Annotated in this window: 20 protein-coding genes and 1 other annotated feature; of the genes, 15 read left to right on the plus strand and 5 right to left on the minus strand. The window is 36.9% G+C overall.

Features of this window, described 5'->3' with window-relative positions:
• Position 1 precedes the first annotated feature (1 nt).
• Complete coding sequence (gene hisD / locus ACM9HF_RS18335) at positions 2-1,306, minus strand: histidinol dehydrogenase (protein ID WP_473612802.1); 1,305 nt, start codon at positions 1,304-1,306, stop codon at positions 2-4.
• 3 nt (positions 1,307-1,309) lie between these two features.
• Complete coding sequence (hisG, locus tag ACM9HF_RS18340) at positions 1,310-2,209, minus strand: ATP phosphoribosyltransferase (RefSeq protein ID WP_473612806.1); 900 nt, start codon at positions 2,207-2,209, stop codon at positions 1,310-1,312.
• 69 nt (positions 2,210-2,278) lie between these two features.
• Positions 2,279-2,408, minus strand: a sequence feature (His leader region).
• A 254-nt stretch (positions 2,409-2,662) separates the two neighbouring features.
• Between hisG and ACM9HF_RS18345 the strand changes: the two genes are divergently transcribed.
• The 8 genes from ACM9HF_RS18345 to fadD all read left to right on the plus strand — a co-directional run bounded on the left by ACM9HF_RS18345 (position 2,663) and on the right by fadD (position 10,344).
• A complete protein-coding gene (locus ACM9HF_RS18345) occupies positions 2,663-2,908 on the plus strand; it encodes a hypothetical protein (protein WP_473612810.1) in 246 nt (81 codons plus the stop codon).
• A gap of 103 nt (positions 2,909-3,011) precedes the next feature.
• Positions 3,012-5,000 carry a DNA repair helicase YoaA gene (yoaA, locus tag ACM9HF_RS18350; RefSeq protein WP_473612813.1) on the plus strand — a complete coding sequence of 663 codons (1,989 nt, stop codon included), beginning with the start codon at positions 3,012-3,014 and terminating at the stop codon, positions 4,998-5,000.
• Complete coding sequence (gene tsaB / locus ACM9HF_RS18355; RefSeq protein WP_473612817.1) at positions 4,997-5,713, plus strand: tRNA (adenosine(37)-N6)-threonylcarbamoyltransferase complex dimerization subunit type 1 TsaB; 717 nt, start codon at positions 4,997-4,999, stop codon at positions 5,711-5,713. The genes yoaA and tsaB overlap by 4 nt, the downstream gene beginning before the upstream one ends.
• A gap of 115 nt (positions 5,714-5,828) precedes the next feature.
• Entirely contained in the window at positions 5,829-6,257 is a 429-nt protein-coding gene (locus ACM9HF_RS18360; protein WP_473612821.1) for a hypothetical protein, read from the plus strand.
• Complete coding sequence (locus ACM9HF_RS18365; RefSeq protein WP_473612825.1) at positions 6,250-6,927, plus strand: M50 family metallopeptidase; 678 nt, start codon at positions 6,250-6,252, stop codon at positions 6,925-6,927. The genes ACM9HF_RS18360 and ACM9HF_RS18365 overlap by 8 nt, the downstream gene beginning before the upstream one ends.
• A 76-nt stretch (positions 6,928-7,003) precedes the next feature.
• The gene (locus ACM9HF_RS18370; RefSeq protein ID WP_473612828.1) at positions 7,004-7,603 is read left to right on the plus strand and encodes a Slp family lipoprotein; all 600 of its coding nucleotides are present in this window, start codon (positions 7,004-7,006) and stop codon (positions 7,601-7,603) included.
• A 15-nt stretch (positions 7,604-7,618) separates the two neighbouring features.
• Positions 7,619-8,503 carry an alpha/beta fold hydrolase gene (locus ACM9HF_RS18375; RefSeq protein ID WP_473612831.1) on the plus strand — a complete coding sequence of 295 codons (885 nt, stop codon included), beginning with the start codon at positions 7,619-7,621 and terminating at the stop codon, positions 8,501-8,503.
• A 185-nt stretch (positions 8,504-8,688) separates the two neighbouring features.
• Positions 8,689-10,344 (plus strand): long-chain-fatty-acid--CoA ligase FadD, encoded by a 1,656-nt coding sequence (gene fadD, locus ACM9HF_RS18380; protein WP_473612835.1) that lies wholly within the window; start codon positions 8,689-8,691, stop codon positions 10,342-10,344.
• Between the two features lie 566 nt (positions 10,345-10,910).
• Here the strand turns inward: fadD and ACM9HF_RS18385 are convergent.
• A complete protein-coding gene (locus tag ACM9HF_RS18385) occupies positions 10,911-12,755 on the minus strand; it encodes a M2 family metallopeptidase (protein WP_473612839.1) in 1,845 nt (614 codons plus the stop codon).
• 432 nt (positions 12,756-13,187) lie between these two features.
• Between ACM9HF_RS18385 and psrA the strand changes: the two genes are divergently transcribed.
• From psrA to ACM9HF_RS18415, 6 genes are all read left to right on the plus strand, one after another.
• A complete protein-coding gene (gene psrA, locus ACM9HF_RS18390; RefSeq protein ID WP_473612843.1) occupies positions 13,188-13,823 on the plus strand; it encodes a TetR family transcriptional repressor PsrA in 636 nt (211 codons plus the stop codon).
• Positions 13,824-13,968: 145 nt separating this feature from the next.
• A complete protein-coding gene (gene nagZ / locus ACM9HF_RS18395; protein WP_473612847.1) occupies positions 13,969-14,982 on the plus strand; it encodes a beta-N-acetylhexosaminidase in 1,014 nt (337 codons plus the stop codon).
• 146 nt (positions 14,983-15,128) lie between these two features.
• The gene (locus ACM9HF_RS18400; RefSeq protein ID WP_473612851.1) at positions 15,129-16,340 is read left to right on the plus strand and encodes a saccharopine dehydrogenase family protein; all 1,212 of its coding nucleotides are present in this window, start codon (positions 15,129-15,131) and stop codon (positions 16,338-16,340) included.
• 12 nt (positions 16,341-16,352) lie between these two features.
• Positions 16,353-17,543 (plus strand): carboxynorspermidine decarboxylase, encoded by a 1,191-nt coding sequence (nspC, locus tag ACM9HF_RS18405; protein ID WP_473612855.1) that lies wholly within the window; start codon positions 16,353-16,355, stop codon positions 17,541-17,543.
• 84 nt (positions 17,544-17,627) lie between these two features.
• Positions 17,628-18,494 (plus strand): agmatinase, encoded by an 867-nt coding sequence (gene speB, locus ACM9HF_RS18410; RefSeq protein ID WP_473612859.1) that lies wholly within the window; start codon positions 17,628-17,630, stop codon positions 18,492-18,494.
• Positions 18,495-19,107: 613 nt separating this feature from the next.
• A complete protein-coding gene (locus ACM9HF_RS18415; RefSeq protein ID WP_473612862.1) occupies positions 19,108-20,253 on the plus strand; it encodes a N(5)-(carboxyethyl)ornithine synthase in 1,146 nt (381 codons plus the stop codon).
• Between the two features lie 194 nt (positions 20,254-20,447).
• Here ACM9HF_RS18415 and ACM9HF_RS18420 read toward each other — a convergent pair whose 3' ends face one another.
• Together ACM9HF_RS18420 and ACM9HF_RS18425 are read right to left on the minus strand one after the other, a co-directional pair.
• Positions 20,448-23,534: an efflux RND transporter permease subunit gene (locus ACM9HF_RS18420; protein WP_473612866.1), complete on the minus strand. Its 3,087-nt coding sequence runs from the start codon at positions 23,532-23,534 to the stop codon at positions 20,448-20,450.
• The gene (locus tag ACM9HF_RS18425) at positions 23,535-24,644 is read right to left on the minus strand and encodes an efflux RND transporter periplasmic adaptor subunit (RefSeq protein ID WP_473612870.1); all 1,110 of its coding nucleotides are present in this window, start codon (positions 24,642-24,644) and stop codon (positions 23,535-23,537) included.
• Positions 24,645-24,791: 147 nt separating this feature from the next.
• On the opposite strand from ACM9HF_RS18425, the gene ACM9HF_RS18430 reads away from it, so the two are divergent.
• Positions 24,792-25,664, plus strand: coding sequence for a LysR family transcriptional regulator (locus ACM9HF_RS18430; protein WP_473612874.1), 873 nt, complete (start codon positions 24,792-24,794; stop codon positions 25,662-25,664).
• Positions 25,665-25,691: the final 27 nt, after the last annotated feature.

The following is a 25,691-nucleotide window of genomic DNA, read 5'->3' on the forward strand; positions in this document are numbered from 1 at the left end:
ATTACTTTGCATCCTCTAAACGAATAGTGACAGCACGTTGGTGAGCATCTAATCCTTCAGCATCAGTCAATTCGATAATACATTCAGCTAAACTTGCTAAACCAGAGCGTGTAATTTCTTGTACAGTAAAACGTCGTGAAAAATCGGCTAAAGATAAGCTGCTTACCACTTTTGAATAACCATAAGTAGGTAATACGTGGTTTGTACCACTTGCATAATCACCAGCAGATTCTGGTGTAAAAGCACCTACAAAAATAGAACCTGCATTACGTAACTTACTTACTAAGCTACTCGCGTTATCGGTTTGTACAATTAAATGTTCTGGACCATATTCGTTCGATACTTCAACCGCTTGTTCAATAGACGTTGTTAAAATTAAACGACAGTGTTCAAGAGCGGCGGTAGCTATATTGCAACGGCTTAATAAAGCCACTTGCTTTTGTAATTCAACATCTACAGCGCTTAATAAACTTTCGCTGTTTGACACTAAAATAACTTGGCTGTCTGGACCATGCTCTGCTTGAGATAATAGATCTGATGCGATAAAAGCAGGGTTACTGTTTTCGTCACCAATCACTAATACTTCAGAAGGGCCAGCAGGCATATCAATGGCAAAACCAGCGACTTGTTGAGACAGCTGCTTTTTAGCTTCAGTTACAAATTTATTGCCTGGGCCAAACACTTTATTCACCGACTTAATGGTTTCAGTACCAAAAGCTAACGCGGCACAAGCTTGTGCGCCACCCACTGTGTATATTTCGGTAATGCCACATAAATTTGCAGCAGCTAAAATTTCGTTAGCTAATTTACCATCTTTGTCTGGTGGGCATACTAATACTGATCTTTTACAACCGGCAATTTGTGATGGTACACCTAGCATTAATACCGTTGAAGGTAATGGCGCACTGCCTGCAGGTATATATAAACCAACACTTTCAATGGCTTCAGATTTTAAAACACAGTTAACGCCGGGGGTTGTTTCAACGGCAATATCTTGATGTTTTTGTGCTTCGTGAAAACGTTTAATTTGACCATAAGCCGTTTCAATCGCTTTTAAGCGTTTTGGTGAAAGTGCTTTTACAGCGGCTTCTAATTGCTCTTGAGAAACGGTTAAGGTTTTTAATGCAATACCATCGAACTTTTCAGTTAAATTGTATAATGCTTTATCACCTTGTGTTTTCACCAAATCAAGAATACTCGCTACTTGCTCTGATAGCGTGGCACTATCAGCAATAGCAGGGCGTGCTAACGTGTCTTGTTTAGCTTTTTCGTCGAGTAACGACCAATTAACTATAGGGTATTTCATTGTTTAGCCCATCATCTTTTCAATTGGCATAACAAGAATTGAGTGACAACCTAAGGCTTTTAATTCTTCCATTGTTTCCCAGAAAAATGTTTCTGTAGCAACAACGTGAACGGCAACCATGTCTTCGCGGCCCGCTAAAGGTAAAATTGTTGGTGTTTCAGTTCCCGGCATTAAAGTGCTTACTTCAGCAATTTTGTCTTTAGGTGCGTGTAGCATAATGTATTTGCTTTCTTTAGCTTTCATTACGCCGTGTATACGTGGCAATAAGGTATCTAAAATAGCTTGTTTTTCTGGGTTTAAGGTATCTGCACGTTGTATTAATGAGGCTTTTGAACGAAATACTTCAGCAACTTCTTTTAATCCGTTGGCTTCTAAAGTAGCGCCTGTTGACACTAAATCACAAATACCGTCAGCTAAACCTACACGAGGAGCTACTTCCACCGAACCTTTTAATAAACAAAACTCTACGTTAATACCGTTTTCTTTGGCAAAACGAGTTAATAATTGTGGGTAGGTTGTTGCAAATCGTAAACCGTCTAAACATTTAAGGCCGGTATATTCAAACTCTTCAGGCATAGCGATAGAAAAACGACAGCCACCAAAATCTAATGGTGTTGTACGAATGTATTCATTTTTGCTGCCAATTAAAGCACGTGCTAATTCTTCTTCTTCAAGCGTGTTGTCACCAACAATACCTAAATCACATACGCCATCCATAATTAATCCTGGGATGTCGCTGCTTCTTACACGCATAATATCAATAGGCATATTAGCAACATGAGCGAGTAATCTTCTATCTGTAACGTTGATTTTTAAACCACAACGTTTAAATAGAGCTTGTGTATCGTCGCTAAGACGACCTGATTTTTGCATTGCTATGCGTAAACGTGTTTCAGTTGTCATGCTTAATGTCCTATTAATTTTAAAATTTTAAATTTGATCATTCTTGTTTCGTTAAGCTGATAGAGCTAAACGTAAAAACCCCCGAGAGAGATGACTCTTTCGGGGGTTTTAGAAAATTCTATATTTCGATTACCACTGAAAGGTCACAGCCCCTCAGCGAATAAACCTGAGCAGCTAATCCGTATGGTGATGATGATGTAAGTTCAGGTTTAAATTCATTATTTTCTCGTTTTGGAAAACGTGTCGTTTTCTGTTTAATATTCATTACGTAGAAATTTCAGTACAGAAATATTTTTAATCTGTTTAATGGAGCGTACAATACTGTTTATTTGCTTTTAGGGCAAGTATTTCTTAACTATTTAATATGAAATATTGATCTAAGATAGTAAAGGTTTTCTCTTACAAGCCGATAATAGAGCTATTAGTATTTAATGTTAAATTGCGGAGGGCAGCATGATGGATATTTTTACCACTCAGTTGAGGCGTGTTGTTCAAACGCCAATAAAACCTGCAAACTCTAAAGTTAAGGGACCAGCTAAAGAACCAGCAACAGCTGAATTAACAGAAGATTTTGATCACTTAGAACAGCATGCTGATAAGCATAAGCTTGAAAAAAGTGATGCTGAAGAAGAAACGCCTGATAGCGTTGATTCTAAGCAGGGTGAAGATAAACCTCCACATTTAGATATATATGTGTGATTAAGTATTTCTCCGCGGTGATTTTTACTTCAACGCTATTTTTTCTCCTTCATTTCCTTATAATAGAACGCAATTAACTTAATCTAAAAGAATCCTGCTGTAGATGACTCCTGTTGAGCATGCTTTTTCTGAAAATGGCGCATTAGCTAGCGCTATTTCAGGCTTTTCACCACGCCAAGCCCAAACTGATATGGCCATTGAAGTGGCTAATTCAATTAAAAATAAGTCATCGCTAATTGTGGAGGCTGGAACAGGTACAGGTAAAACTTTTGCTTATTTAATTCCTGCACTCATTGCTAATAAAGAAGCTGCTGCGAAAGAAGAACCTCAAAAAAAGATCATTGTTTCAACCGGGACTAAAAACCTGCAAGAACAGTTATTTCATAAAGATTTACCTCTTATTAAAAAGTCTCTTGCGACTCAGGCACAAGTTGCTTTGTTGAAAGGTCGCGCTAACTATTTATGTATTTATCGACTTGATCAATATAAAGAATCGCGAGGGCAGTTAGATGCCGAAAGTTTAGCTGATTTTGTAAAAGTAAGAGAATGGGCAAATGTTACTCATACGGGGGATACGGGCGAACTGGTTAATGTTATTGAAAACTCTCCGGTATTTCCTTTTGTTACCAGCACTGTCGATAATTGTTTAGCAAAAGATTGTCCTAATATTGAAGATTGTTATTTAGTCAAAGCACGACAAAAAGCGATTGATGCTGATTTGGTTGTGGTGAATCATCATTTGTTTTTTGCTGACATGGCATTAAAAGATAGCGGCTTTGGTGAGCTAATTCCTAAAGCTGATATTATGATTTTTGATGAAGCCCATCAAATAGCCGATATTGCGAGTGAGTATTTTGGTGAGGCATTTTCAACTCGCCAATTATTAGACTTATGTACCGATGTTATTCAGGTTTATAAAACTAGCTTAACGGATGTTAAACAATTAGGAAAAGCGGCTGAAAAGCTATTAAAAACAAGCCAAGAATTTAGGCTGTTATTTAATTATGATCCTGAACGGGGAAACTGGCGAGAAAAGCATAACCAAAAACGCTTTGGTCAAGCATTCGCCTCGTTAAAAGTAGATTTAGATTTTTTGTATCAGGTGATCAAATTGTGTGTATCGCGTAATGAAGCGATTGATCATTGTTTTGAACGCGCCGTTAATTTATTAGCACAGTACGATATTATGGTAGATGTTGATGCTTTAGGCATGAGCTTTTGGTATGAAACAACACCTCGACATGTTGTGCTTCATAAAACGCCATTATCTGTTGCTGATAAATTTAGTGAGTACGTTAAAGAGTCAGGTGCTGGTTGGATATTTACATCAGCAACGCTGGCGGTAGATGGAAAATTTGAACATTTTGCTCAGCATTTAGGCTTAACTAGCGCTAATCATTTATTACTGGAAAGCCCTTTTGATTACGAACAACAATCACAACTTGTTGTGCCGCGTTATTTACCTGAAGCTAATGATAAAAGCCGTGCAAATGCGTTAGCAAATATTGCTTTACCGTTAATTGAAGCAAGCCAAGGTGCCTGTTTTATGTTGTTTACTAGTTATCGCGTAATGCATCAAGTTGCTGAACTGCTTTCAGAGCAAATAGAAAACCCGTTGTTAGTACAAGGGCAAATGGGGAAAAGAAAATTACTTGAAGAATTTATTGAACAAAAACACGCAGTTTTATTAGCTACAGCAAGTTTTTGGGAAGGTATCGATGTAAGAGGGAGCAGCTTAACTTGTGTTATTATTGATAAGTTACCTTTTGCTTCGCCAGATGATCCCTTATTACAAGCAAGAAGTGAAGATGTAAAACGCCGTGGTGGCGAACCTTTTTCGCAAATACAACTACCTCAAGCGGTTATTGCTTTAAAGCAAGGAGTAGGGCGCTTAATACGAGATGTAAGCGACCAAGGTGTTTTGGTTATTTGCGACAATAGACTCGTTAATAAACCGTACGGGGAAGTGTTTTTAAATAGTTTACCTGCGATGAAGCGCACACGAAATATTGAACAAGCAGCTACATTTTTAAAAAGCTTGAACAATAATACAGAAGAACAAAAGTTAGAAACAGAGACAAAACTTACATGAGTAAAGCAAATTATTTAGTTATTGATGCATCAACAGAAGCGTGTTCAGTAGCTCTACAGTATCAAGGTAATATCACCAGTTTATATGAGTTATGTCCGCAATCTCATAGCTTACGTTTATTGCCTATGATAGATGAACTATTAAAAAGTGCCGAGTGTTCTTTAGATAAATTAGACGGAATTATTTACGGTCAAGGTCCAGGGAGTTTTACTGGAGTACGTATAGGTATTGGCGTAACACAAGGTTTAGCTTTTTCAGCTGAATTACCTGTCGTCGGTGTATCTACTTTGCAGGCTATGGCGCAACAAGCCTTAACTACTTATGGTGAAACTCGTGTTATTTCAGCGATTGACGCGCGTATGAGTGAAGTTTATACAGGCTATTACGAAGCTGACGACAATAATATTATGCAACCTAAAACTGCAGAACGTGTATTACCACCAGCTACGGTTAAACAATATTATATCGATACGGTAAGTCTTGATATGAATAACTTACCTTATGGTGTAGGTACCGGTTGGGAAGCTTACAAGGCCGATCTTGAACAATTAAAACATAATGAAGGCGAACCCGAACTGTTATTCCCCCATGCTCAAGCTATGTTACTTATTGGCGCAGTGGCTTTTAGTCAAAATAAAGGTGTCGCTGCAGAAAACGCTCAACCTGTTTATGTGCGAGATACCGTCTCATGGAAGAAATTACCGGGTAAATAGTCTATAATTTATACTTTACAGAAATCTCAATCGTAATTTTATTGCTGTGGCGCTTATAAAATCAGCTAAAATAAATTTAGTTTTAACCTTTATCATTATTTGTTAAATTACACTTATGAACATAAATGACTCAACATATTCAAACCAAGCTTTACGTGCCGCACAAGGTACACAAGGTGTTGGTAAAGCTAATCAACAGGGGAATGTAAAGCCTGTTGTAGCGCCTATTGATGAAAATAATCAAAGTAGTAAAAGCAAAAATTTAGAGAAAGATAAATCACGGTTTGATGTTAGTGAAGAAGCTATTGCACTACTTGAACAACAAGCCGAGCTAAATTCAGCTCAATCAGGCACAGGTATTGTGGTTCGAGGAGAAAACTCCTCAACCAATAATTCAGCAAGTGATCAACAACAATCTAAAAGCTCTCAGTACGATAAACCTTCTCAGCAAAACCTTTCAGCAGTTGCAGCCTATCAATCGGTTGATAACATTGCTCAGAGAGAAAACATAAAACAATTCTTTGGCGTTAATCTATTTGCCTAATATTCAAAAAAGTTCGGTTGGTTTTTTAAATAGACACCAGTTTTGGCTGTTTATTATTGCCGCAATTATATTTATTCAAATCCCTATTATTTCAGTCCCTTTTAAATGGTTAGAAAGCTATTTTCATGAAATTAGTCACGGCCTTGCTGCTTTAATTACGGGGGGAAGTGTTGTTCAAATAGAGCTGTTTCCTAATGGTGCGGGTTTATGTACAACTCGTGGTGGCTTTACCTTATTAATCAGCTTTATGGGCTATGCTGGCGCAATTATGTGGGGCTTTTTAATTTATTCAATTGCATCTATTAATCAAAAAGTGGCAAAAATTGTTACTGGATTAATTATTGCGCTTATTGTGTGTTCTCTCATTTTTTGGGTACGAGATTTATTAACCTTATTTATTTTGTTAGTGGTGCTGGGGATTTTTTTCTTACAATTTAAATTACCAAAATTAGGTTATTTACAAAAATTATTAAAATTTACCGGTATTATGGTGTTATTAAATAGCTTGTTAAGCCCATTGTATTTGCTAGACGGACGCTCTCTTGGTGATGGTGCTCGTTTAGCAGAAATAACATTTATTCCTGAACTTATTTGGGTAATAATCTGGTCTGTTATGGCTATATTGAGTTTATTTACCTTAAGTAAGCGATCTAAATTTACCGTAAGATAGACATCACAATCTATTGTCAGTAGATTGTAATTAAATTGCAGTTAACTTGTAATAAGTAAAGCATAGGAGATTCATCATGACAAAATACTGGCTTATATCATGCGTTTTATTATGTACAGCATGTGCGTCTGTACCTAAAAAATTAGAGTTGCCCGAAAACACCAAAACAGTAGAATTCTCAAGTGCAAAATCACCTACTGCTAGTATTATTGGTGAAAAAGCACGTTGGGGTGGTGTTATTGCATCTGTAAAGAATAATGCTGACAATACCATGTTAGAAATTGTTAATTTTCCGCTAACCTATAATTTACGACCGAAGAAAGGTGATGAAACTCCTGGTCGTTTTAGGCTATATTTTAAAGGTTTACTTGATCCTGTAATTTATAAAGAAGGACGAAGTATTACTGCTGTAGGTACAGTAGCTGAACTTGAAAGTGGTCAAATAGGTGAACATAAATATGATTTTCCTGTGTTAAAAGACGCAAGCGTTCATTTATGGAAAAATATCCAACGTGTTGATATTAATTTACGTCAGTCACCACACTATTATCACAACGACCCATATTACTGGTCAGGCTCACATATTAATTATAATCGTCCTATTGTTATTCGTTCGTCAAGCTCAAGTAATAAGCAATCGACTAAATCGATTATGCCGCCAGTCAAAAAACGATAACCATACGTAAATTAGATGAAAATCCCTTCAGAAAGTATTGAAGAGGCTGTTTTTAAAACAGCCTCTTCTCAAATTAGCGCACTTACCATTAATAAAAATTCAAATAATATAATACTTTGCCTACATGGCTGGTTAGATAATGCGGCTAGTTTTACGCCATTATTTGAGTATTTAGACGTTAAAGATGACTTTAATGTTATTGCAATTGATTTACCTGGCCATGGTGCTTCTTCACACAAAAGTGTTGATGCTCATTATCATTTTATTGATTGGGTATATGATATTTTGGCGTTATTTGAATCTAACAAGTGGACTAACGTTCATATTGTAGGTCATTCAATGGGGGGAATGATTGCTTCAGCTTTTGCTGCAGCGTTTCCAGAAAAAGTAAAATCTTTAACTTTAATCGATTCTATTGGCTTTATTTACGGAGATGAGGCAGAAAGTACCTCAGTATTGCGTAAAGGTATGCTAAGTCGAATTAAAGCGAGCTCAGCTCCCACTATTAACAGAAAATCATCAACTTTATCATTAGACATAGCAGTAAGAGCAAGAGTGCTTATCTCAGATCTTGAGTATCGCCATGCTGAACTTATTGTTTCTCGCAATTTGCTGTATACAAAAGGGCAATGGTCATGGCGTTCAGATCGTAAATTAAATACTATATCTCCTTATCGTTTAAGTTTAACTCAATGCAAACAAATCATTTCTGATATTAAAATACCGGTGCAAGTGATTTATGGTAGTAAAGGGTTAGACTTTGTTAGAAAAGGAATAGAACTGTTTTGCCCTTTAATGCCTTGTAAAAAAATAGTTGAGCTTGAAGGTGGACATCATGTTCATATGGAAAAACCTAAAGAAACAGCTAAGCTTATTAGTGAGTTTGTTACATCAATTTAGTCTTTTAAAATGAAAGGTCTTCTGCTGAAGTGGAGCTAAAATTAGAGTAAATAAGCACATATTCTCTAATTTAACGGGTATTTTTGAATAAGATGATAAATTAACTGGAATGACCAGTTAATATTTGATAAAACTTATTTTCATCAAATCTACATAAAAAATATTACTATAATAGGGTGAACATCGTGAGCAAAATTTGGCTTGAAAAAAGTTATCCTCCTAATCTTCCATTTGAAATAGATCCTGATAAATATTCATCATTGGTACAAATGTTTAATAAGTACTGTGGTATTTATACTGATCGCACAGCATTCATTAATATGGGATCTGAAATATCGTATAGCGAGTTAGCTTCACAAGCTGAAGCGTTTGCTGCTTATTTGCAGCAAGATCTGGGCTTAGTAAAAGGCGATAAATTTGCCATCATGGTTCCTAACACGCTGCAATATCCTATCGCGTTATTTGGTGCCTTAATGGCTGGTTTAACGGTTGTTAATGTTAATCCTTTATATACTGCTCGCGAACTAGAGCATCAATTAAAAGACTCAGATACCAAAGCTATACTCATTATTGAAAACTTTGCGAGTACCTTAGCTAAAGTTATCGATAAAACCGATGTAAAACACGTTATTTTAACTTCGTTAGGTGACCGTTTGGGCTTAGTTAAAGGGGCTGTGGTTAACTTTGCCGTTAAATACGTTAAAAAAATGGTACCTGCTTTTAAACTTTCTAATACTATTCGTTTTAATGCCGTATTAACTGAAGGCGCGAAAAGAACATTTAAACCTGTAGATATTACTGGACAAGACTTAGCTTTTTTACAGTACACAGGAGGAACAACAGGTGTTTCAAAAGGAGCTATGCTTACACACCGTAATATGGTGGCAAATTTAGAACAAGCTAAAGCTGCTATCAAACCATTGCTTGATGAGGGAGGTGAAATTATTGTTACTGCACTTCCTCTTTATCATATTTTCGCTTTAACGGCTAATTGCTTAACGTTTGTAACACTTGGTGGAACTAACTTGTTGATTACCAACCCCAGAGATATGGCGGGTTTTGTAAAAGAATTAGCTAAATACCCTTTTAGTGCTATTACAGGGGTAAATACTTTATTTAATGGTCTTATTAACACACCAGGATTTAAAGATTTAGACTTTAGCCATTTAAAAATGGCGCTTGGCGGAGGTATGGCTGTGCAACGACCTGTAGCTGAAAAGTGGCAACAAATTACATCTATTTTATTGTTAGAAGGTTATGGTTTAACTGAATGTGCACCTTTAGTTACTTTAAGTCCATACACGCAAACTGAATACAATGGCACTATTGGCTTACCTGCTCCGTCTACCGATATAAAAATTATGGATGAAAATGGTGTAGAAGTTGCTGTAGGTGAACCTGGTGAAATGTGGGTGAAAGGTCCACAAGTCATGGCAGGTTATTATAAACGTGACGATGCGACTAACGAAATATTGAAAGACGATTGGTTGGCCACAGGTGATGTAGCTTGTATGGATGAAAATGGCTATTTTAAAATAGTTGATCGTAAAAAAGATATGATTATTGTTTCGGGGTTTAATGTTTTTCCTAATGAAATTGAAGAAGTTGTGATGATGCACGAAGGTGTTCTTGAGGTTGCAGCGATTGGAGTAACTGACGATAGTTGTGGTGAGATTGTTAAAATATTTGTGGCATTGAAAGATAAAAGTGTCACAGAAAAAGAGCTTATTGCCCATTGTCGTGAAAACCTAACCAATTATAAAGTCCCTAAATTAGTTGAGTTTCGCGATGAATTACCAAAATCTAACGTAGGTAAAATTTTAAGAAGAGAATTACGTTAATTTTTTTGCTGTATATACCCCTTACCGATCAAGAGGCTATTTCAGAGTGTTTCTTCGGAGGTTCTAAAAACAGTTTATGCTTCGTTATTAACTTTAGTCAGGTTCTTACATGGATGTAGACCTTAGATTTAGTTTGGCACGTGAAATCTGTGCCTATATTGTTTTAAGTTCTCATTGAAACCTGCATCTTGAATGGTTACATAACACTACATAGTATTTTTGTTTACACTAAGTCGCTAGCAATATAACTAAGGATATAGGTTGACTGACGTTAGGGGAATACTTAACCTCAGCTCGGGATAAGCAAAGTTACTCAACAAGCTATTTTTACGCCTAAATTCGCCTTGTTATACACAAAAATATCAATGTTGAGAGACTAATATAGCTTAGGAAAATAATGGTGTGTATTAAGTTTTTGATAAATAGGGTTTTAACTCATTCGCTAACATTCATTAACCCGAATTGAGGTTAGTTAATCAGCTGAATTATTAGTATCAATTCAGCTGATTTATTTATAAATAGATGGAGCGGATGATTAAGTTCTGTTTAACAGATAAAATTTACGTCTAAAAACCACACTGTTTTCCTTGGTTTTTCTCTTTTAACCATTCTTGTAATGGCGCAAAATAATCTAAAACAGCGGTAGCATCCATTTGCTCAGTACCAGTTAATACTTTGTAGGCTTCTTGCCACGGTTTACTCGCACCCATTTCTAATACGGTATTTAACGCAGCGCCAGCTTCTTTACTATCGTAGATTGAGCAACGGTGAATGGGGTCGGTATTACCTGATATTTCACATAGGGCTTTATGAAATTCAAATTGCTGAATATGCGCTAAAAAATAACGTGAGTAGGGTGTTCCACCGGGTATATGGTATTTAGCGCCCGGATCAAAGGCATTTTTATCGCGTTCAACGGGAGCTGCAACACCTTGGTATTTCTCACGTAATTCCCACCAAGCGGTGTTGTAGTTTTCAGGAGTAATTTCGCCTGAATACACTTTCCAACGCCATTTATCAACTAATAAACCAAAGGGAATAAAAGCGACTTTATCTAGCGCCATCTTAAGTAACAATCCAATATCTTTAGATTCATCAGGGATGGTATCGATTAAAGCAATCTTTTTTAAGTATTTAGGTGTTACAGAGAGCGCTATAGTATCGCCAATCGCCTCATGAAATCCGTCATTTGCACTACCTTGATAATACTTCGATTGATTTTTATATGCGCGTTGGTAAAAGTTGTGTCCAAGTTCGTGATGAATTACCGCAAATTCTTCACCTGTTTTTTGAATACACATTTTAATACGTATATCGTCTTTAGAGTCTAAGTTCCAAGCGGAAGCATGGCAGATAACATCTCTGTCTTTCGGTTTAGTAAATAATGAACGTGACCAAAAGGTTTCTGGTAAAGGATCAAAGCCTAGAGAAGTAAAGAACTTTTCAGCACCTTTTACCATTTTTATTTCATCGTAGTTTTTCTTTTCAAGTTGTTCTGTTAAATCGTATCCAGGGTCGGCATCTTTAGGTGCAACTAAGTCGTAAATATTACCCCAAGATTGTGCCCACATATTTCCTAATAAGTGGGCTGGAATCGGCTTGTTTTGAGGCACTTTATCTTCGCCATATTCCTTACCTAATTCAGTTCTAACATAACAATGCAAATCATCGTATAAAGGTTTTATTTGTCCCCATAAACGATCAAGTTCTTTAGAAAAATCGTCAGCAGGCATATCGTATTTAGAGCGCCACATAACACCTAAGTCTTTATAACCTAAACTTCTCGCGCCTTCATTACCTAGCTCAGCTTGTTTAACGTATAAAGGTTTCATTGCTGGGCTGATGGTTCTCCAACCTTCCCATAGCTCTAATAATTCATCATAATTGCGAGAGGTAGCCATTGTAGCTGTCATCTCACCTAAATTAAGTGTTTGTCCTGCTTTATTCGTGTAAGTACCTTTACCGTACATTCCATTTAACTGCGAACCTAGTTGGGCTAATTTAGCTGACTTTTCTGGATCTTGTGGAGCAGGCATCACTAAGCCGAGCTTTAGCATATCTAGTTTTCTTTTTTGATCAGCAGAAACATTTACGTTATCAAATTTAGCTGCTTCTATCGCATATTTAACACTCGCTTCTGTTGTTTTTTGGCTAACTCTTGCAGATAAAGCTTCAGTATCTTCAGTGATAAAATTGCTATAAATCCACTCAGCTTGATTAGCTTCTATGCCTAGTTTTATTAAATCTTGCTCTGTGTTATTCAAAAAAGTTTCGGCATCTTTTGCTGTTAATGCTTGATTGGCTTCTTGAGGCGTTGGAGATGTTGACTTAACTGAAGCTTCTCCCATACAGCCGTATAATGTCGTAGACATAACGATTGCAATGGTTGATAGCGTAAATGATTTGTTCATTTTTATAGCGCTCTTTATTTTTAAAATTATACATGCAGTATATGAAAATATGTTTTGTAGTAAATTAAAATAGTATGAAAAGGGGATTTTCTAAGTTAAATGGTGTTCTATAATGAGATTATTATTAATAAAACAGAAATTTATTTTTGAGCAACCATAATCCTTTTTATATGGACGACCATTATTACAAAGCATTTCCTTGAATTGATATCGCTCAAGTGTGCTGAAATACGTATCTTGAGTGGTAACGGGTATATTAAAGCTATAATATAATGTTGCAGTGTTAATAAATGAACAAAAGTATATTTCATGCTACCTTTGTTTCTTCAAAACATTGACCTATGCTAGTGTTATACGATACTTTAAACACCTGTTTAAACTGGTTGTTTGAAAATTCAGTTTACTTATTTCAATAAAAAATTTGATCATATTATGAGTACAAAAAACAAGATATTAGACGCCGCTGAACATTTATTTGCTGTAAATGGCTTTAATGGTACATCGTTAAGAGAAATTACCAGTCAAGCAGAAGTTAATTTAGCTGCTGTAAATTATCATTTCGGTTCTAAAAAAGAGCTAATTAAAGCAGTAATGTCTCGTTATATGAATGAACTGTCTCCTCGTTTAGAAAACACTCTTAAACAAATTTGTGACGACGATAAAAAACCTACCTTAATTGAAGTGTTTTCTGCTTTTGTTGAACCGCTATTGTGGTTAAATCAATTTAAAGAAAACGGTACGAGTAACTTTTTACAATTACTTGGGCGTGGTTATACCGACAGCCAAGGTTTTTTACGTTGGTTTTTAACCACTCAATATCCGGGAGTTATCTCAAATTTTGTTGCCGCGGTTTATAAAGCTTATCCTGAATTGACCGCTGAAGAAGTATTTTGGCGATTACACCTTACTATGGGCACTGTTATATTTACTATGTCTTCAAGCGGCGCTTTAATTGATATTGCTAAAAGTGATTTTGATAAAAATATTGATATTTCAGGTGTTATTCAACAGGTTATTCCTTATATTGCTGCTGGTGTAGCGGCTCCAATTATTCCTTCCAACGCTTGATCAAATCTTCTTAAACAACATTTATACCAAGCTTTAAATGTTGTTTTAATGCGCTTTATCTAGATAAACCTAATGATTTATATTCTTTTAATATTAATCATTTATAATCTCTGTATTCGTATATTACAGTTAGAAGATGGTTTACATGGGCCCTATAATGTTAGATGTACTGGGTACATCGCTCACTCAAGAAGATAAAGAGTTACTGCAACATCCACTTGTTGGTGGCCTTATCTTATTCACGCGTAATTTTGAATCTGTGGAGCAGTTGTCTGATTTAAATAACCAAATACGTAAAGCCGCCAAAAAAGAGTTTCTTATTGCGGTAGATCATGAAGGTGGTCGAGTACAACGTTTTAGAAAAGGTTTTAGTTTGATCCCTGCAATGGGTTCACTTATGGCTAAAACACAGCAAAATTATGCTAAGGCAAAAGAGCTCGCCACACATTGTGGTTACGTTATGGCGACTGAAGTTCAAGCCTGTAATATTGATATTAGCTTCGCTCCTGTTTTAGATGTAAACGGTATTAGTGAAGTGATTGGTGATCGCGCTTTTGATTCTCAACCCGAAGCTATTATTCATTTGGCTAATGCGTTTATTGAAGGTATGCACTTGGCTGGCATGAAGGCTACAGGTAAGCATTTTCCGGGGCATGGTAGTGTTAAAGCTGATTCTCACATTGATTTACCTATTGATTACCGAAAAAGATCTGAAATAGAAGCATTCGATATTTTACCTTTTAAACACCTAATTAAAGCGAATAAAGTGGATGCGTTAATGCCTGCGCATATTATATTTCCTGAAATAGATAGCCAAGCTGTTGGTTTTTCATCGTATTGGTTGCAGAAAATACTACGGGAATCGTTAGAGTTTGAAGGGGTTATTTTCAGTGATGATTTATCTATGGAAGGCGCATCTTGTGTTGGTGGTTATGTAGAACGAGCTGAAGCTGCACAGCAAGCAGGCTGCGATATGTTGTTATTATGTAATAACAGAGAAGGCTGCATTAGCGTGATTGATAACGCGAATATCAATATAAATAAAATCAGTAACCAACGTATTCAGCGTTTATTAAAAAGCACACAACACAGCTTTAAACAATTGGGTCAAAACCCACAATGGAATGAATCTATTAAATTTATAGAGCAGTATACTTAATACCAAGTATCTATTGTTTGTTTTTTATACGACTATTGTTTAAATTAACTATTATTTACTATGAGGACATTAGCTAAAAAATAGCTTGTAAAATTTGAATTTATCACTAAAATTCACCAACTTTTTTTAGCGTATGTGATTTTAAAATGACTAAAGTGATGATAATCGGCGCAGGTGGTGTAGGTAACGTTGTTACACAAAAGTGCGCTCAACAAAATAATGTATTTACCCAAATTGTATTAGCTAGCAGAACGCTAGCTAAATGTCAGGCTATTGCAAATAGCGTAAAAGAAAAAACAGGCGTAACAATTAATACGGCGCAAGTTGATGCTGATAATGTTCCTGAACTTGTTGCATTACTTAAGCAAGAAAAGCCATTCTTAGTGATTAACGTGGCGTTACCTTACCAAGACTTAACCATTATGGACGCTTGTTTAGAAGCCGGCGTACATTACATGGATACTGCAAACTACGAACCATTAGATACCGCTAAATTTGAATATAAATGGCAATGGGCTTATCAAGAAAAATTTCAAAAAGCAGGCTTAACAGCACTTTTAGGGAGTGGTTTTGATCCCGGCGCTACCAACATGTTTACTGCTTATGTTGCTAAACATTACTTTGATGAAATCCATTACCTAGATATTATTGATGTAAATGGTGGCGACCATGGTTACCCGTTTGCCACTAACTTCAATCCTGAAATTAATATTCGTGAAGTTACCGCTGAGTGTCGTCACTTTGAAGATGGTGAGTTTGTAACCACACCCGCTATGAGTAAAAAAGCGAAGTTTACTTGTCCTGATGGTGTTGGTGACTTTGATATTTACCGCATGTATCACGAAGAACTAGAATCGTTAACGGTACATTTTCCTACGTTAAAACGTGCACAGTTTTGGATGAGCTTTTCAGACAACTATCTTAAGCATTTAGAAGTATTAGGTAATGTAGGCATGACAGGTATTGAGCCCATTGAATATGAAGGGCATCAAATTGTACCTATTCAATTATTAGCTAAATTATTACCTGATCCATCAAGCTTAGGGCCAAGAACAAAAGGTAAAACTTGTATTGGTACCGTTGTGCGTGGCTTAAAAGACGGTAAAGAAAAAATAGTTTACTGTTACCAAATTTGTGATCACGAAGCTTGTTATAAAGAGGTAGCCTCTCAAGCTATTTCATATACAACTGGTGTTCCAGCAATGATTGGCGCCAAAATGATGGTTGAAAAAAACTGGTTAACACCAGGCGTTTTCAATATCGAGCAGTTTGATCCGGATCTATTCATGGCCGACATGAATGAATTTGGCTTACCGTGGAAAGTTATCGAGCTTGATCAATTCAACCTTGACCAATAAGTACAGCGTATTATGCAATTTACTGACTTTGCTCAGCTTGACTTAACCCGCTTACCGTCGCCATGTTTTGTGGTAGATGAAATCGCTGTTGAACGTAATTTAAACATATTAAACACCGTTCAACAGCAAAGTGGAGCTAAGGTTCTGCACGCGTTAAAAGCCTTTTCTATGTGGTCGTTAGCGCCGTTAACAAACAAGTACCTTAGTGGTACTTGTTCAAGCGGTTTACACGAAGCTAAATTGGCAAAAGAGTTTTACCATGGCGAAATTCACGTGTATTCAGCTGGCTTTAGTGAAGCTGATATACGTGAGCTAGTCACCTTTGCGCATCATATTGTTTTTAATAGCCCAAGCCAGTTGCTACGTTTTGAAAACATATGCCGCGAAGCGCTAACCACACGAGACGATTTATCGTTTGGTTTACGCATTAATCCACAACATTCAGAAGGCGAAGTTGCTCTTTACGACCCGTGCGCTAAAGGTTCTCGTTTAGGTACACCTGCGTCTGAGTTGGAAAAATATCTTGCGTTACCTGAATTTCAACAAGCGTTCACGCTTATTTCTGGTCTGCATTTTCATACGCTATGCGAACAAGGTTTTTTACCATTACAACGTACTTTAGCGAGTGTTGAGGCTAAATTTTCTCATTTATTTACTACGCTTAAATGGATTAACTTTGGTGGTGGTCATCACATTACCGCACCTGATTATGATACCGAAGGCCTAATTACGTGTATTAAAAGCTTTATGAGTAAATACGCCTTACAAGTATATATTGAACCCGGTGAAGCCGTTGCGATTGGCACAGGTATTTTAAGTTGTGAAGTACTTGATGTGATTTATAACGACTTTCCGCAATTGATTTTAGATACATCTGCTACGTGTCACATGCCTGATACGTTAGAAATGCCATACCGACCTGACATTTCAGGAGCAGGGCAGGCGAATGAAAAACCGCATACCTATCGTTTAGGTGGTTTAACGTGTTTAGCTGGCGATGTAATAAACGACTACAGTTTTGATAAACCTATTCAAGTGGGTCAACGCTTAGTGTTTGAGGATATGGCGCATTACACTATGGTAAAAACTAGTACGTTTAACGGTACGCAATTACCATCAATCGCTATTTGGAATTCAAAAACTGATAAACTAAATGTTGTAAAATCATTTGGTTATGAAGACTTTAAACAACGGTTATCTTAATACATTTAGCTTAGCTTTTATCACAGGGCTTTTATTGATTTTAGCTAAGTTACATAACATTTTCCCTATAATGGCTGCATTATCATGACAAAAAACTATCCTATTTTTCTCGCGTCTGAAATAGAACAATCACCTATCGAACAAGCTGCTTTTTCGGTATTGCCTGTACCTTACGAAAAAACCGTGTCGTACAGTGGCGGAACAGCGCAAGGGCCATTAACTATATTAGAAGCGTCAGAACAACTAGAAACGTGGGACGGAAAATCGAACCCTTCAGCGTTAGGTATTCATACCTGCGATGTGGTTGATTGCACGGTTGACCCAGAGCAAGTGATTGAAAATATCGCCAATGCAGTCACAAAAATACTTAAAGCAGACAGTATTCCCGTAGTTTTAGGTGGCGAGCACACGGTTACTTATGGTGTTATTAAAGGCTATTTGGATGCAGGTATTACAGACTTTGGTGTTGTGCAAATAGATGCACATGCTGACTTACGCGATGCTTACGAAGGCGATAAGCTAAGCCATGCATCCGTAATGAAACGTTTGGTTGATTTAAACATTCCTCTTTATCAATTAGGTATCCGTGCTTTTTGTGAAGAAGAAATAGCAACACGTGAGAAGCACGGTGTTTATTTTCAAGATGCTGACGAGCTCGTACCACAAAATATTCAAAGCATAAACTTGCCTGAAAGCTTTCCTAAAAACGTATTTTTTACGGTAGATATTGACGGAATTGATCCTTCAGTATTCCCTTCTACAGGAACACCCGTACCGGGTGGTTTATCTTGGTATCAAACCCTCAACTTGTTTGAGTCTGTAGCGAAACAACGCAACATTATTGGCTTCGATATTATGGAATATGCGCCGATTGCAGGTTTTCATGCTTACGACTTTTCAGCCGCATTACTTACCTACAAATTGATGGGGATTGTTGAAAGAAACAAATAAGTTTTTAGCAAATACTTAAAGGAATAATGTAACCAATTATTCCTTTATGTTTAACAAGCCATTTAGCTTAATAAATCGTTTATATCCCTTCATTTCAACTTGCAGGTATAGAATAAGCTTCAAAAATGCTATGATAGGCCTTCATCACCGAGCAGTTAACATTCTCTTACCTATTTTCTGCCTATAATTACGGCCATTAACGTTTAACTCAGTAAACTTATTACTCGCTTTACTTAATGAACTTGCACGTACTTATACTCATTCTTCGAAAAACGCTACATCAATAAAGTAAACGTAAATGCTTGATCATTATTATGATTATGTATTTTTTATTTATTGTTGATGATCGTTTTATCAAATAAAAACCATGTTGCTCTCTTGGCGACATACCCCTTATTTTACAGAGCTTTGCTTAGCAAACTCTAATATTCCAAAACTCTTAACATAAGAACAGAGCAGACTCTATCAAACTGGCCTATTGGCGAAGCTTTTATACCCATTTGATTAAATAAGTGATCTACTTTTTCATGAGGAAAAATGAGCAGTTAATTAATCTACTTGGTATTTCATTCGTTTATGACGTCGTATTTATTTTATAACGAGGAACAGTTACATGAGCATACTAAAAGTAGGAGTCATAGGGACTTCAAAAAAAGAAGACGAACGTAGATTTCCTATTCACCCTCGACATTTAAAACGCATTCCTGAAGCACTCCGCAGTCAACTTATATTTGAAGAAGCTTACGGTGAACCTTTCGGTGTTTCAGATGCAGAAATAGCGGATTTAACGGGCGGTATTGCTACACGTCATGAATTATTGGCCGAGGTAGGTACGGTTATTATTGCTAAGCCTGTATTAGCTGATTTAGAAGAACTACGTGAAGGTGGAACATTATGGGGCTATGTACATTGTGTTCAGCAAAAAGACATTACACAGGCGGCTTTAGAGCGTAAACAAACATTAATTGCTTTTGAAGATATGTTTGTTTGGTCGCCAAGTGGTCAAGTTGGGCGTCATACTTTTTATAAAAATAACGAAATGGCAGGGTATTGTGGTGTTTTACATGCGCTGCAATTAAAAGGTATGGATGGTCATTATGGTAATCAACGTAAAATCATTATTTTCGGTTTTGGTGCAGTAAGTCGTGGTGCAATATATGCTTTAAAAGCGCATGGCTTTAGAGATATTACTATTTGTATTCAACGTCCTGATCACGAAGTACGCGAAGAAGTGCTTGATTGTAACTATGTTCGAATTCGCGCTGGAACAGCAGACGAAGCACGCATGATGGTGATAGAACATGACGGAACAGCAAGGCCGCTAACTGAATTAATCAGCGAAGCAGACATTATGGTAAACGGAACTTTTCAAGATACGGCAAACCCCATCGATTTTATTATTGAATCTGAAAAGGCATGCCTTAAACCTAATGGTTTAATTATTGATGTAAGTTGCGATGAAGGTATGGGCTTCTTTTTTGCTAAACCAACAACCTTTAAAGCACCTATGTTTAAGTATGAAACCATTGACTATTACGCGGTAGACCATACACCGAGTTACCTTTGGGAAAGTGCCACACGTTCTATTTCAGCGGCACTTATTGTTTATTTACCTGTGGTATTAGCCGGTCGTGAGCGTTGGTATGAAGACGATACGATTAGAAAAGCGATCAACCTTGATGAGGGCATTATCAAAAACCCTGCTATATTGTCATTTCAAAATCGTGCCACTGATTTTCCGTATGCTTATATTGAATAGATTTTCTTGGGCGTAAGTTTACCCAACAGCTGTGAAGGTAAGTTAATACTCTACAGCTGTATTAGAAAGATAAACATTCAACTATAAAAAAGCCTGTGTTATATAAACACAGGCTCTATTATTTTCTACCCATTATCCTAATTGAAGCAGGGCAATCTTTTATTATCTAGCAATAAACTTAATTTTATATAGCCTTAATTTTGTATCGCTTTGATTTTATACAGTACGGTAAACAGTACAGGTACAACAATTAACGTTAGTATGGTGGCAAAGCCTAAACCAAACATTATTGTTACCGCCATTGACTCAAAAAATACATCGAATAGTAACGGTATCATACCTAAAATAGTGGTTATTGCGGCCATAGCTACAGGTCTTACACGACTTACGGCAGAATCAAATACGGCGTGGTAAGGCTCTTTCCCTTCACTAAGTTCTAGGTTTATTTGGTCAACCAGCACAATGCCATTTTTAATTAACATGCCTGATAAACTTAACAAACCGAGTAATGCCATAAAGCTAAACGGTGCGCCCATTACAAGCAAGCCTGTTGATACACCTATAAGGGCAAGTGGTACGGTAGCCCAAATAACAAGCGGCGCTTTAATTGAATTAAACAGTAAAACAGTAATAGCAAACATAACTAAATAGCCTAAAGGCAGGCCACCAAATAATGCGGCTTGTGCTTTTTTAGAAGACTCATGCTCACCACCCCATTCAAATGAGTAACCTTGAGGTAATGTAATGGCTTCAATTGGCGCTTTAATTCTATTAAATAAACTCGCGGCAGTTTCATCGCCTAAAACATCGTGGTCAGCCATTACGGTAATGGTACGCTTTCTATCGCGTCTCATAATGAGTGAGTCTTCCCAGTCGGTTTCAAAGCCGTTAATAACTTGCATAATAGGTACGTGTTTACCCGACGATGCGCTGTAAACTTGTAGCTCAGGCAAGGTGTCTATGTTTAAGCGTTCTTCTTTTGGCGCGCGAGCTACAATAGGGAGCAACTTAGTGCCTTCGCGATATAAACCAACTTGTTGACCAGAAAAGTTGGTTAACAAGAGTTCGTCTATATCATGCTTACTTACGCCTACACGTCGGCCCATGGCTTCGTTAAATTGAGGGCGAATAACTTTAGTGCGTTCTCGCCAATCATGTCGAATATTAAAAGCTTTACCGTCATCTTTTAATATTTGAGTAGCTTGTATTGCTAAATTTCTGAGTACGTCTGGGTCAGGCCCTGAAAATCGAGCTTCAATTTTTGCATCGGTTGTTGGTCCTATTTCCATCGCTTTGATTTTAGACTGAGCTTGCGGGTAGTTTTCATTCACATAAGTACGTAAATTGCCCATAACCTCTGGTAGTGCTTCTCTATTTTCAACACGAATAATTAGCTGCCCAAAAGCAGCGTACGATTTTTCAGGTGCGTAAGTCAGCATAAAGCGTGGCGCACCACGACCCACGGTAGAGGTTATTTGAGTGACGTTATTTTGTTTTAATAAATACGCTTGAATCGACTCAATATCTTTTTGTGTTTCTCTGATATCTGAACCTTGAAAACGCCAATAATCTAAATAGAACATAGGTGTGTTTGATTTAGGGAAAAACGACTGTTTAACCTGACCAAAACCTATTACAGACATTACAAACAAAGCAAGCATCATAAATAAGGTAATGGCTCTGTGTTTCATGCAAAGTGTTAATAAAGCTTTGTAGCCAGTAAAAATAGCGCCTTTATATGGGTCATCGTTTTGATCGTTTTGCTGAATTTTATCGCCTTCAATATTTTTATTAACTTGGGTTTCTTTAAACATGATATGAGCAAAAAAGGGCGTTAAGGTTATGGCGGTTACCCAGCTCAGCAGTAGTGAAATAAGAAGTACCCAAAATAAACTACCGGCAAATTCACCCGTTGCGTCTGACGATAAACCAATAGGAGCAAATGCAGCAATAGCAATAATGGTTGCACCTAAAAGAGGGAGGTTAGTTTGCGAAGTAATACTTAAAGAGGCTTGTAGCTTGGTTTGACCTTTTTTCATGCCGATGAGAATACCTTCGGTGACGACAATGGCATTATCAACCAGCATACCTAAGGCAATAATTAATGCGCCTAATGATATGCGTTGCAAGTCAATACTAAATAAATTCATAAAAATGAAAGTACCTAATACGGTAAGTAATAATACGATACCAATTAAAACCCCTGTTTTTATGCCCATAAAAATAAGCAGTACAGCAATAACAATAGCAACGGCTTCTATTAAACTTATCATGAAGTTTTGCATTGAATTATCAACTTCAGCGGGTTGGTTATAAACGTTAGCTACCTCTAAACCGATAGGGCGAAAGTTTTCTAATTCGTTAATACGTTCTTCAATGTGCTGACCTATTTCTACTACATTAACGCCTGATGAAAACGATATACCTAGTAATAAAGCTTGTTTATTGTTGTAGTTGGTAATGTGGCTGGGTACTTCTGCATAATCACGGCGAATGCTGGCAACATCACCTAAATAAACGAGCTCAGACGCTCCCGGATTGGAAATAATCAAACCTTCTAGTTCTTTAACGGTTTGAAATTCGCCTGTGGGGTGTAATCGAATATATTCGCTGCCAATTTTAACTTTACCAGAGTTAGATACTTGGTTTTGAGTTTGCAGTAATTGATAAATTCTACTGGAGGGAATACCTAAAGCTGCTAGCTTATTTCGTGTTATTTCAACTACTATTTGCTCTTGTTGTTCACCAGAAACATTAACCTTGCCTACACCTTTAATTAAAACGAGTTCGCGGCGTAAATAGTCAGAATAATCTTTAAGTTCTTCGTACGAGTAACCTTCTCCGCTAATGGCAAGTAGTACGCCAAATACATCCCCAAAATTATCGAGAACTGTAGGCGGATATACACCTGGGGGAAGTTGTGGTGTTAAATCATTAATTTTTCGTCTTAACTCATCCCAAATTTGCTTTAAATCATTTTTACGATAGGTAGGCTTCATTTCTACAACAATTTGAGAAAACCCTGCACTTGAAATAGAGGTAACAAACTTTACATAAGGGAGTTGTTGTATTGCATTTTCAATAGGGTAGCTAACTTCTTCTTCAACTTGGGTAGGTGAAGCGCCTGGGTAAGCCGTAGTTACCATTGCCATTTTTAAGGTAAATTCAGGATCTTCTAAACGTCCTAAACCGTTATAAGCAATAATGCCACCAAACAGTAGTATAAATACAAACATCCAGCTGGTTACGCTGTTTTTTATAGAGTACTCGGTAAGTTTCATTTATAAGCCCTTTTCACGATTCCAAGGACGAACCTGCATGCCTTCAGTTAAAAAGTTACTGCCTGCTGCAATAATTTGGTCACCTGCGCTTAATCCCGAAAGTACTTCAATGCCTGTGCTTTTTACTTCACCTACTTCAACGGCAATTCTATGCACTGTCATGGTGTTTGGGTTAACTTTCCAAACAAACTTTTTCGGGTTATCTAACGGTTTATCTTCAGGAGAAAATACGGCGCTTATTGGTAGAACAAGTTTTTGTGACTCTAGCTGGGTTATTTTAGAAAGGTCTATGCGAATATTGGCCGACATACCGGGTAGGGCATTAAAATCTTTAGGAGTGGGTAAAGAAAAAACAACTTTATAAGTTAGGGTGGAAGGATCCGCTTGTGTGTCCCATTCTTTAACCGTTGCTAAAAACTCTTGATCAGGGTGCGAATCAAAAATAACTGTCGGTTGATGTTGAGAGCCTTTTTTAACACGTGACGCGATGTTTTCAGGCATTTGTATTGAAATGTCAATAATGTCGAGTGTTTGTAAATCTATAATGGTTTGTTTAGCTTGAACGTGGTCAAAGTTTTTAATAAATACTTTAGAAATATTGCCCGAGAAAGGTGCGTGTAAATAGGTATATTCTAAATTATTTTTAGCCACGTTAAGAGACGATAGCGCAACGCCTAAGTTGGCTTTTGCTTCGTCAAAACCTGATTGAGAACCTAGCTTACGCGCTAATAAAAGTTTAGCTTGTTCAAATTGAGATTTAGCTAAATCATATCGCGCTTGTCTGTCGTCAAGTTGCAACTCAAAGTCTGTAGGATCTAATCGTGCGACCACATCGCCTTTTTCAACGGTATTACCGGGTTTTACTGGAAAATCGATAACTTGCCCACTTACTCTAAACGCTAGTTTAGATGTGGCATTTGCTTCAACTTCTCCTGGGAAATTACGTATCGCCTGTTCAGAAGGATCTACCACAGTAAATATTTTAGCTGGGCGAATAAGTTTTTCTTTATTAGGTGTTGGCGTGGAATTATCACAACCAGATATAAGTACTATTGCTGACATAAATAAGGTTGAAATAACGTAGTGAATTTTATGAGCCTTTAAAAACATATGAGCCTCTAGATAATAGATAGGGTAAATCCGTTTTAGTACAACAATTATAGCTTGAGAATATGAATAAAAGTATTGATATAAATTAATTAACTTATTCAATTTAATTTATACTCTTTGATAGCTATTATTTAGAACCGTAAGTAAATGACATTAGATCAAATTAGAACATTATGCCGCATTGTAGAGTGCGGAACTTTGCAAAAAGCCGCATTAAGTTTACATAAAACCCAACCTGCATTGTCTATGGCATTGAAGAAGCTAGAGGCAGAATATGGTTTTCAAATTTTAACTAGAGATAACTACCGATTAACCTTAACCGAAGCTGGCAAGTTGTTTTATCATAAAGCGCAAGAGCTACTGCAATCGGCTTCACAGCTTAATTCTTTAGGGCAACATTTAGGTGAAGGGAACGAAGCTAAAATAAGGCTAGGTTATGACGCTATATGCCCGTTATCGAATATATTATCGGTGTTAAAACGCTGCCAAACTCAATTTCCCTATACTGAAATAGAATTAATTGGCGAGTCTCGTTTTGGTTCTTTAGATTTACTTAAAAAAGAAAAAATTGATTTAGCCATTAGCCCATGGTGGCCAACGCTTTATGCCTTAGGTGGTTTAGAATCGTTACCTATTAGCCACTTCAGTATTATTTTAGTGGCAGCACCTCAATTATTTCCTACTTTTAAAAACATTAATATTAATGACTTAAAACAAGAAGTACATATTAACGTAGAAGAGAGTGATTTGAGCTTTGACACTCACGATCTTATTTTACTTAAAGGTTGCAGACAGTGGCGAACCAAAGACGCTTACACCCTTAAAAATATGCTCGTTGAAGGGTTAGGCTGGGGTTATATTCCTGAATTTATGGTGGCAGAAGAGCTTAAATCAGGCCAACTGATTAAGCTACAACTTGCTGAACTTGAATACAGCATAAGTGGTGAGATACGTTTAATTAAACGACAAGAAACTACATTAGGGCCTGTTTCAAGTATGATTTGGAATGAATTTTCATAAGAGAGAAGGTTTCATCTTAAATCGTTT

Source organism: Colwellia sp. RE-S-Sl-9, from assembly GCF_048296855.1.
In the GTDB taxonomy this organism is placed as follows: Bacteria; Pseudomonadota; Gammaproteobacteria; order Enterobacterales; family Alteromonadaceae; genus Pseudocolwellia.

Excerpts from the sequence above, each read along its gene's own strand:
- hisD (WP_473612802.1), bottom strand. The coding sequence starts at position 1,306 with ATGAAATACCCTATAGTTAATTGGTCGTTACTCGACGAAAAAGCTAAA.
- hisG (WP_473612806.1), bottom strand. The coding sequence starts at position 2,209 with ATGACAACTGAAACACGTTTACGCATAGCAATGCAAAAATCAGGTCGT.
- ACM9HF_RS18345 (WP_473612810.1), top strand. The coding sequence starts at position 2,663 with ATGATGGATATTTTTACCACTCAGTTGAGGCGTGTTGTTCAAACGCCA.
- yoaA (WP_473612813.1), top strand. The coding sequence starts at position 3,012 with ATGACTCCTGTTGAGCATGCTTTTTCTGAAAATGGCGCATTAGCTAGC.
- tsaB (WP_473612817.1), top strand. The coding sequence starts at position 4,997 with ATGAGTAAAGCAAATTATTTAGTTATTGATGCATCAACAGAAGCGTGT.
- ACM9HF_RS18360 (WP_473612821.1), top strand. The coding sequence starts at position 5,829 with ATGAACATAAATGACTCAACATATTCAAACCAAGCTTTACGTGCCGCA.
- ACM9HF_RS18370 (WP_473612828.1), top strand. The coding sequence starts at position 7,004 with ATGACAAAATACTGGCTTATATCATGCGTTTTATTATGTACAGCATGT.
- ACM9HF_RS18375 (WP_473612831.1), top strand. The coding sequence starts at position 7,619 with ATGAAAATCCCTTCAGAAAGTATTGAAGAGGCTGTTTTTAAAACAGCC.
- ACM9HF_RS18385 (WP_473612839.1), bottom strand. The coding sequence starts at position 12,755 with ATGAACAAATCATTTACGCTATCAACCATTGCAATCGTTATGTCTACG.
- psrA (WP_473612843.1), top strand. The coding sequence starts at position 13,188 with ATGAGTACAAAAAACAAGATATTAGACGCCGCTGAACATTTATTTGCT.
- nagZ (WP_473612847.1), top strand. The coding sequence starts at position 13,969 with ATGGGCCCTATAATGTTAGATGTACTGGGTACATCGCTCACTCAAGAA.
- ACM9HF_RS18400 (WP_473612851.1), top strand. The coding sequence starts at position 15,129 with ATGACTAAAGTGATGATAATCGGCGCAGGTGGTGTAGGTAACGTTGTT.
- nspC (WP_473612855.1), top strand. The coding sequence starts at position 16,353 with ATGCAATTTACTGACTTTGCTCAGCTTGACTTAACCCGCTTACCGTCG.
- speB (WP_473612859.1), top strand. The coding sequence starts at position 17,628 with ATGACAAAAAACTATCCTATTTTTCTCGCGTCTGAAATAGAACAATCA.
- ACM9HF_RS18415 (WP_473612862.1), top strand. The coding sequence starts at position 19,108 with ATGAGCATACTAAAAGTAGGAGTCATAGGGACTTCAAAAAAAGAAGAC.
- ACM9HF_RS18420 (WP_473612866.1), bottom strand. The coding sequence starts at position 23,534 with ATGAAACTTACCGAGTACTCTATAAAAAACAGCGTAACCAGCTGGATG.
- ACM9HF_RS18425 (WP_473612870.1), bottom strand. The coding sequence starts at position 24,644 with ATGTTTTTAAAGGCTCATAAAATTCACTACGTTATTTCAACCTTATTT.
- ACM9HF_RS18430 (WP_473612874.1), top strand. The coding sequence starts at position 24,792 with ATGACATTAGATCAAATTAGAACATTATGCCGCATTGTAGAGTGCGGA.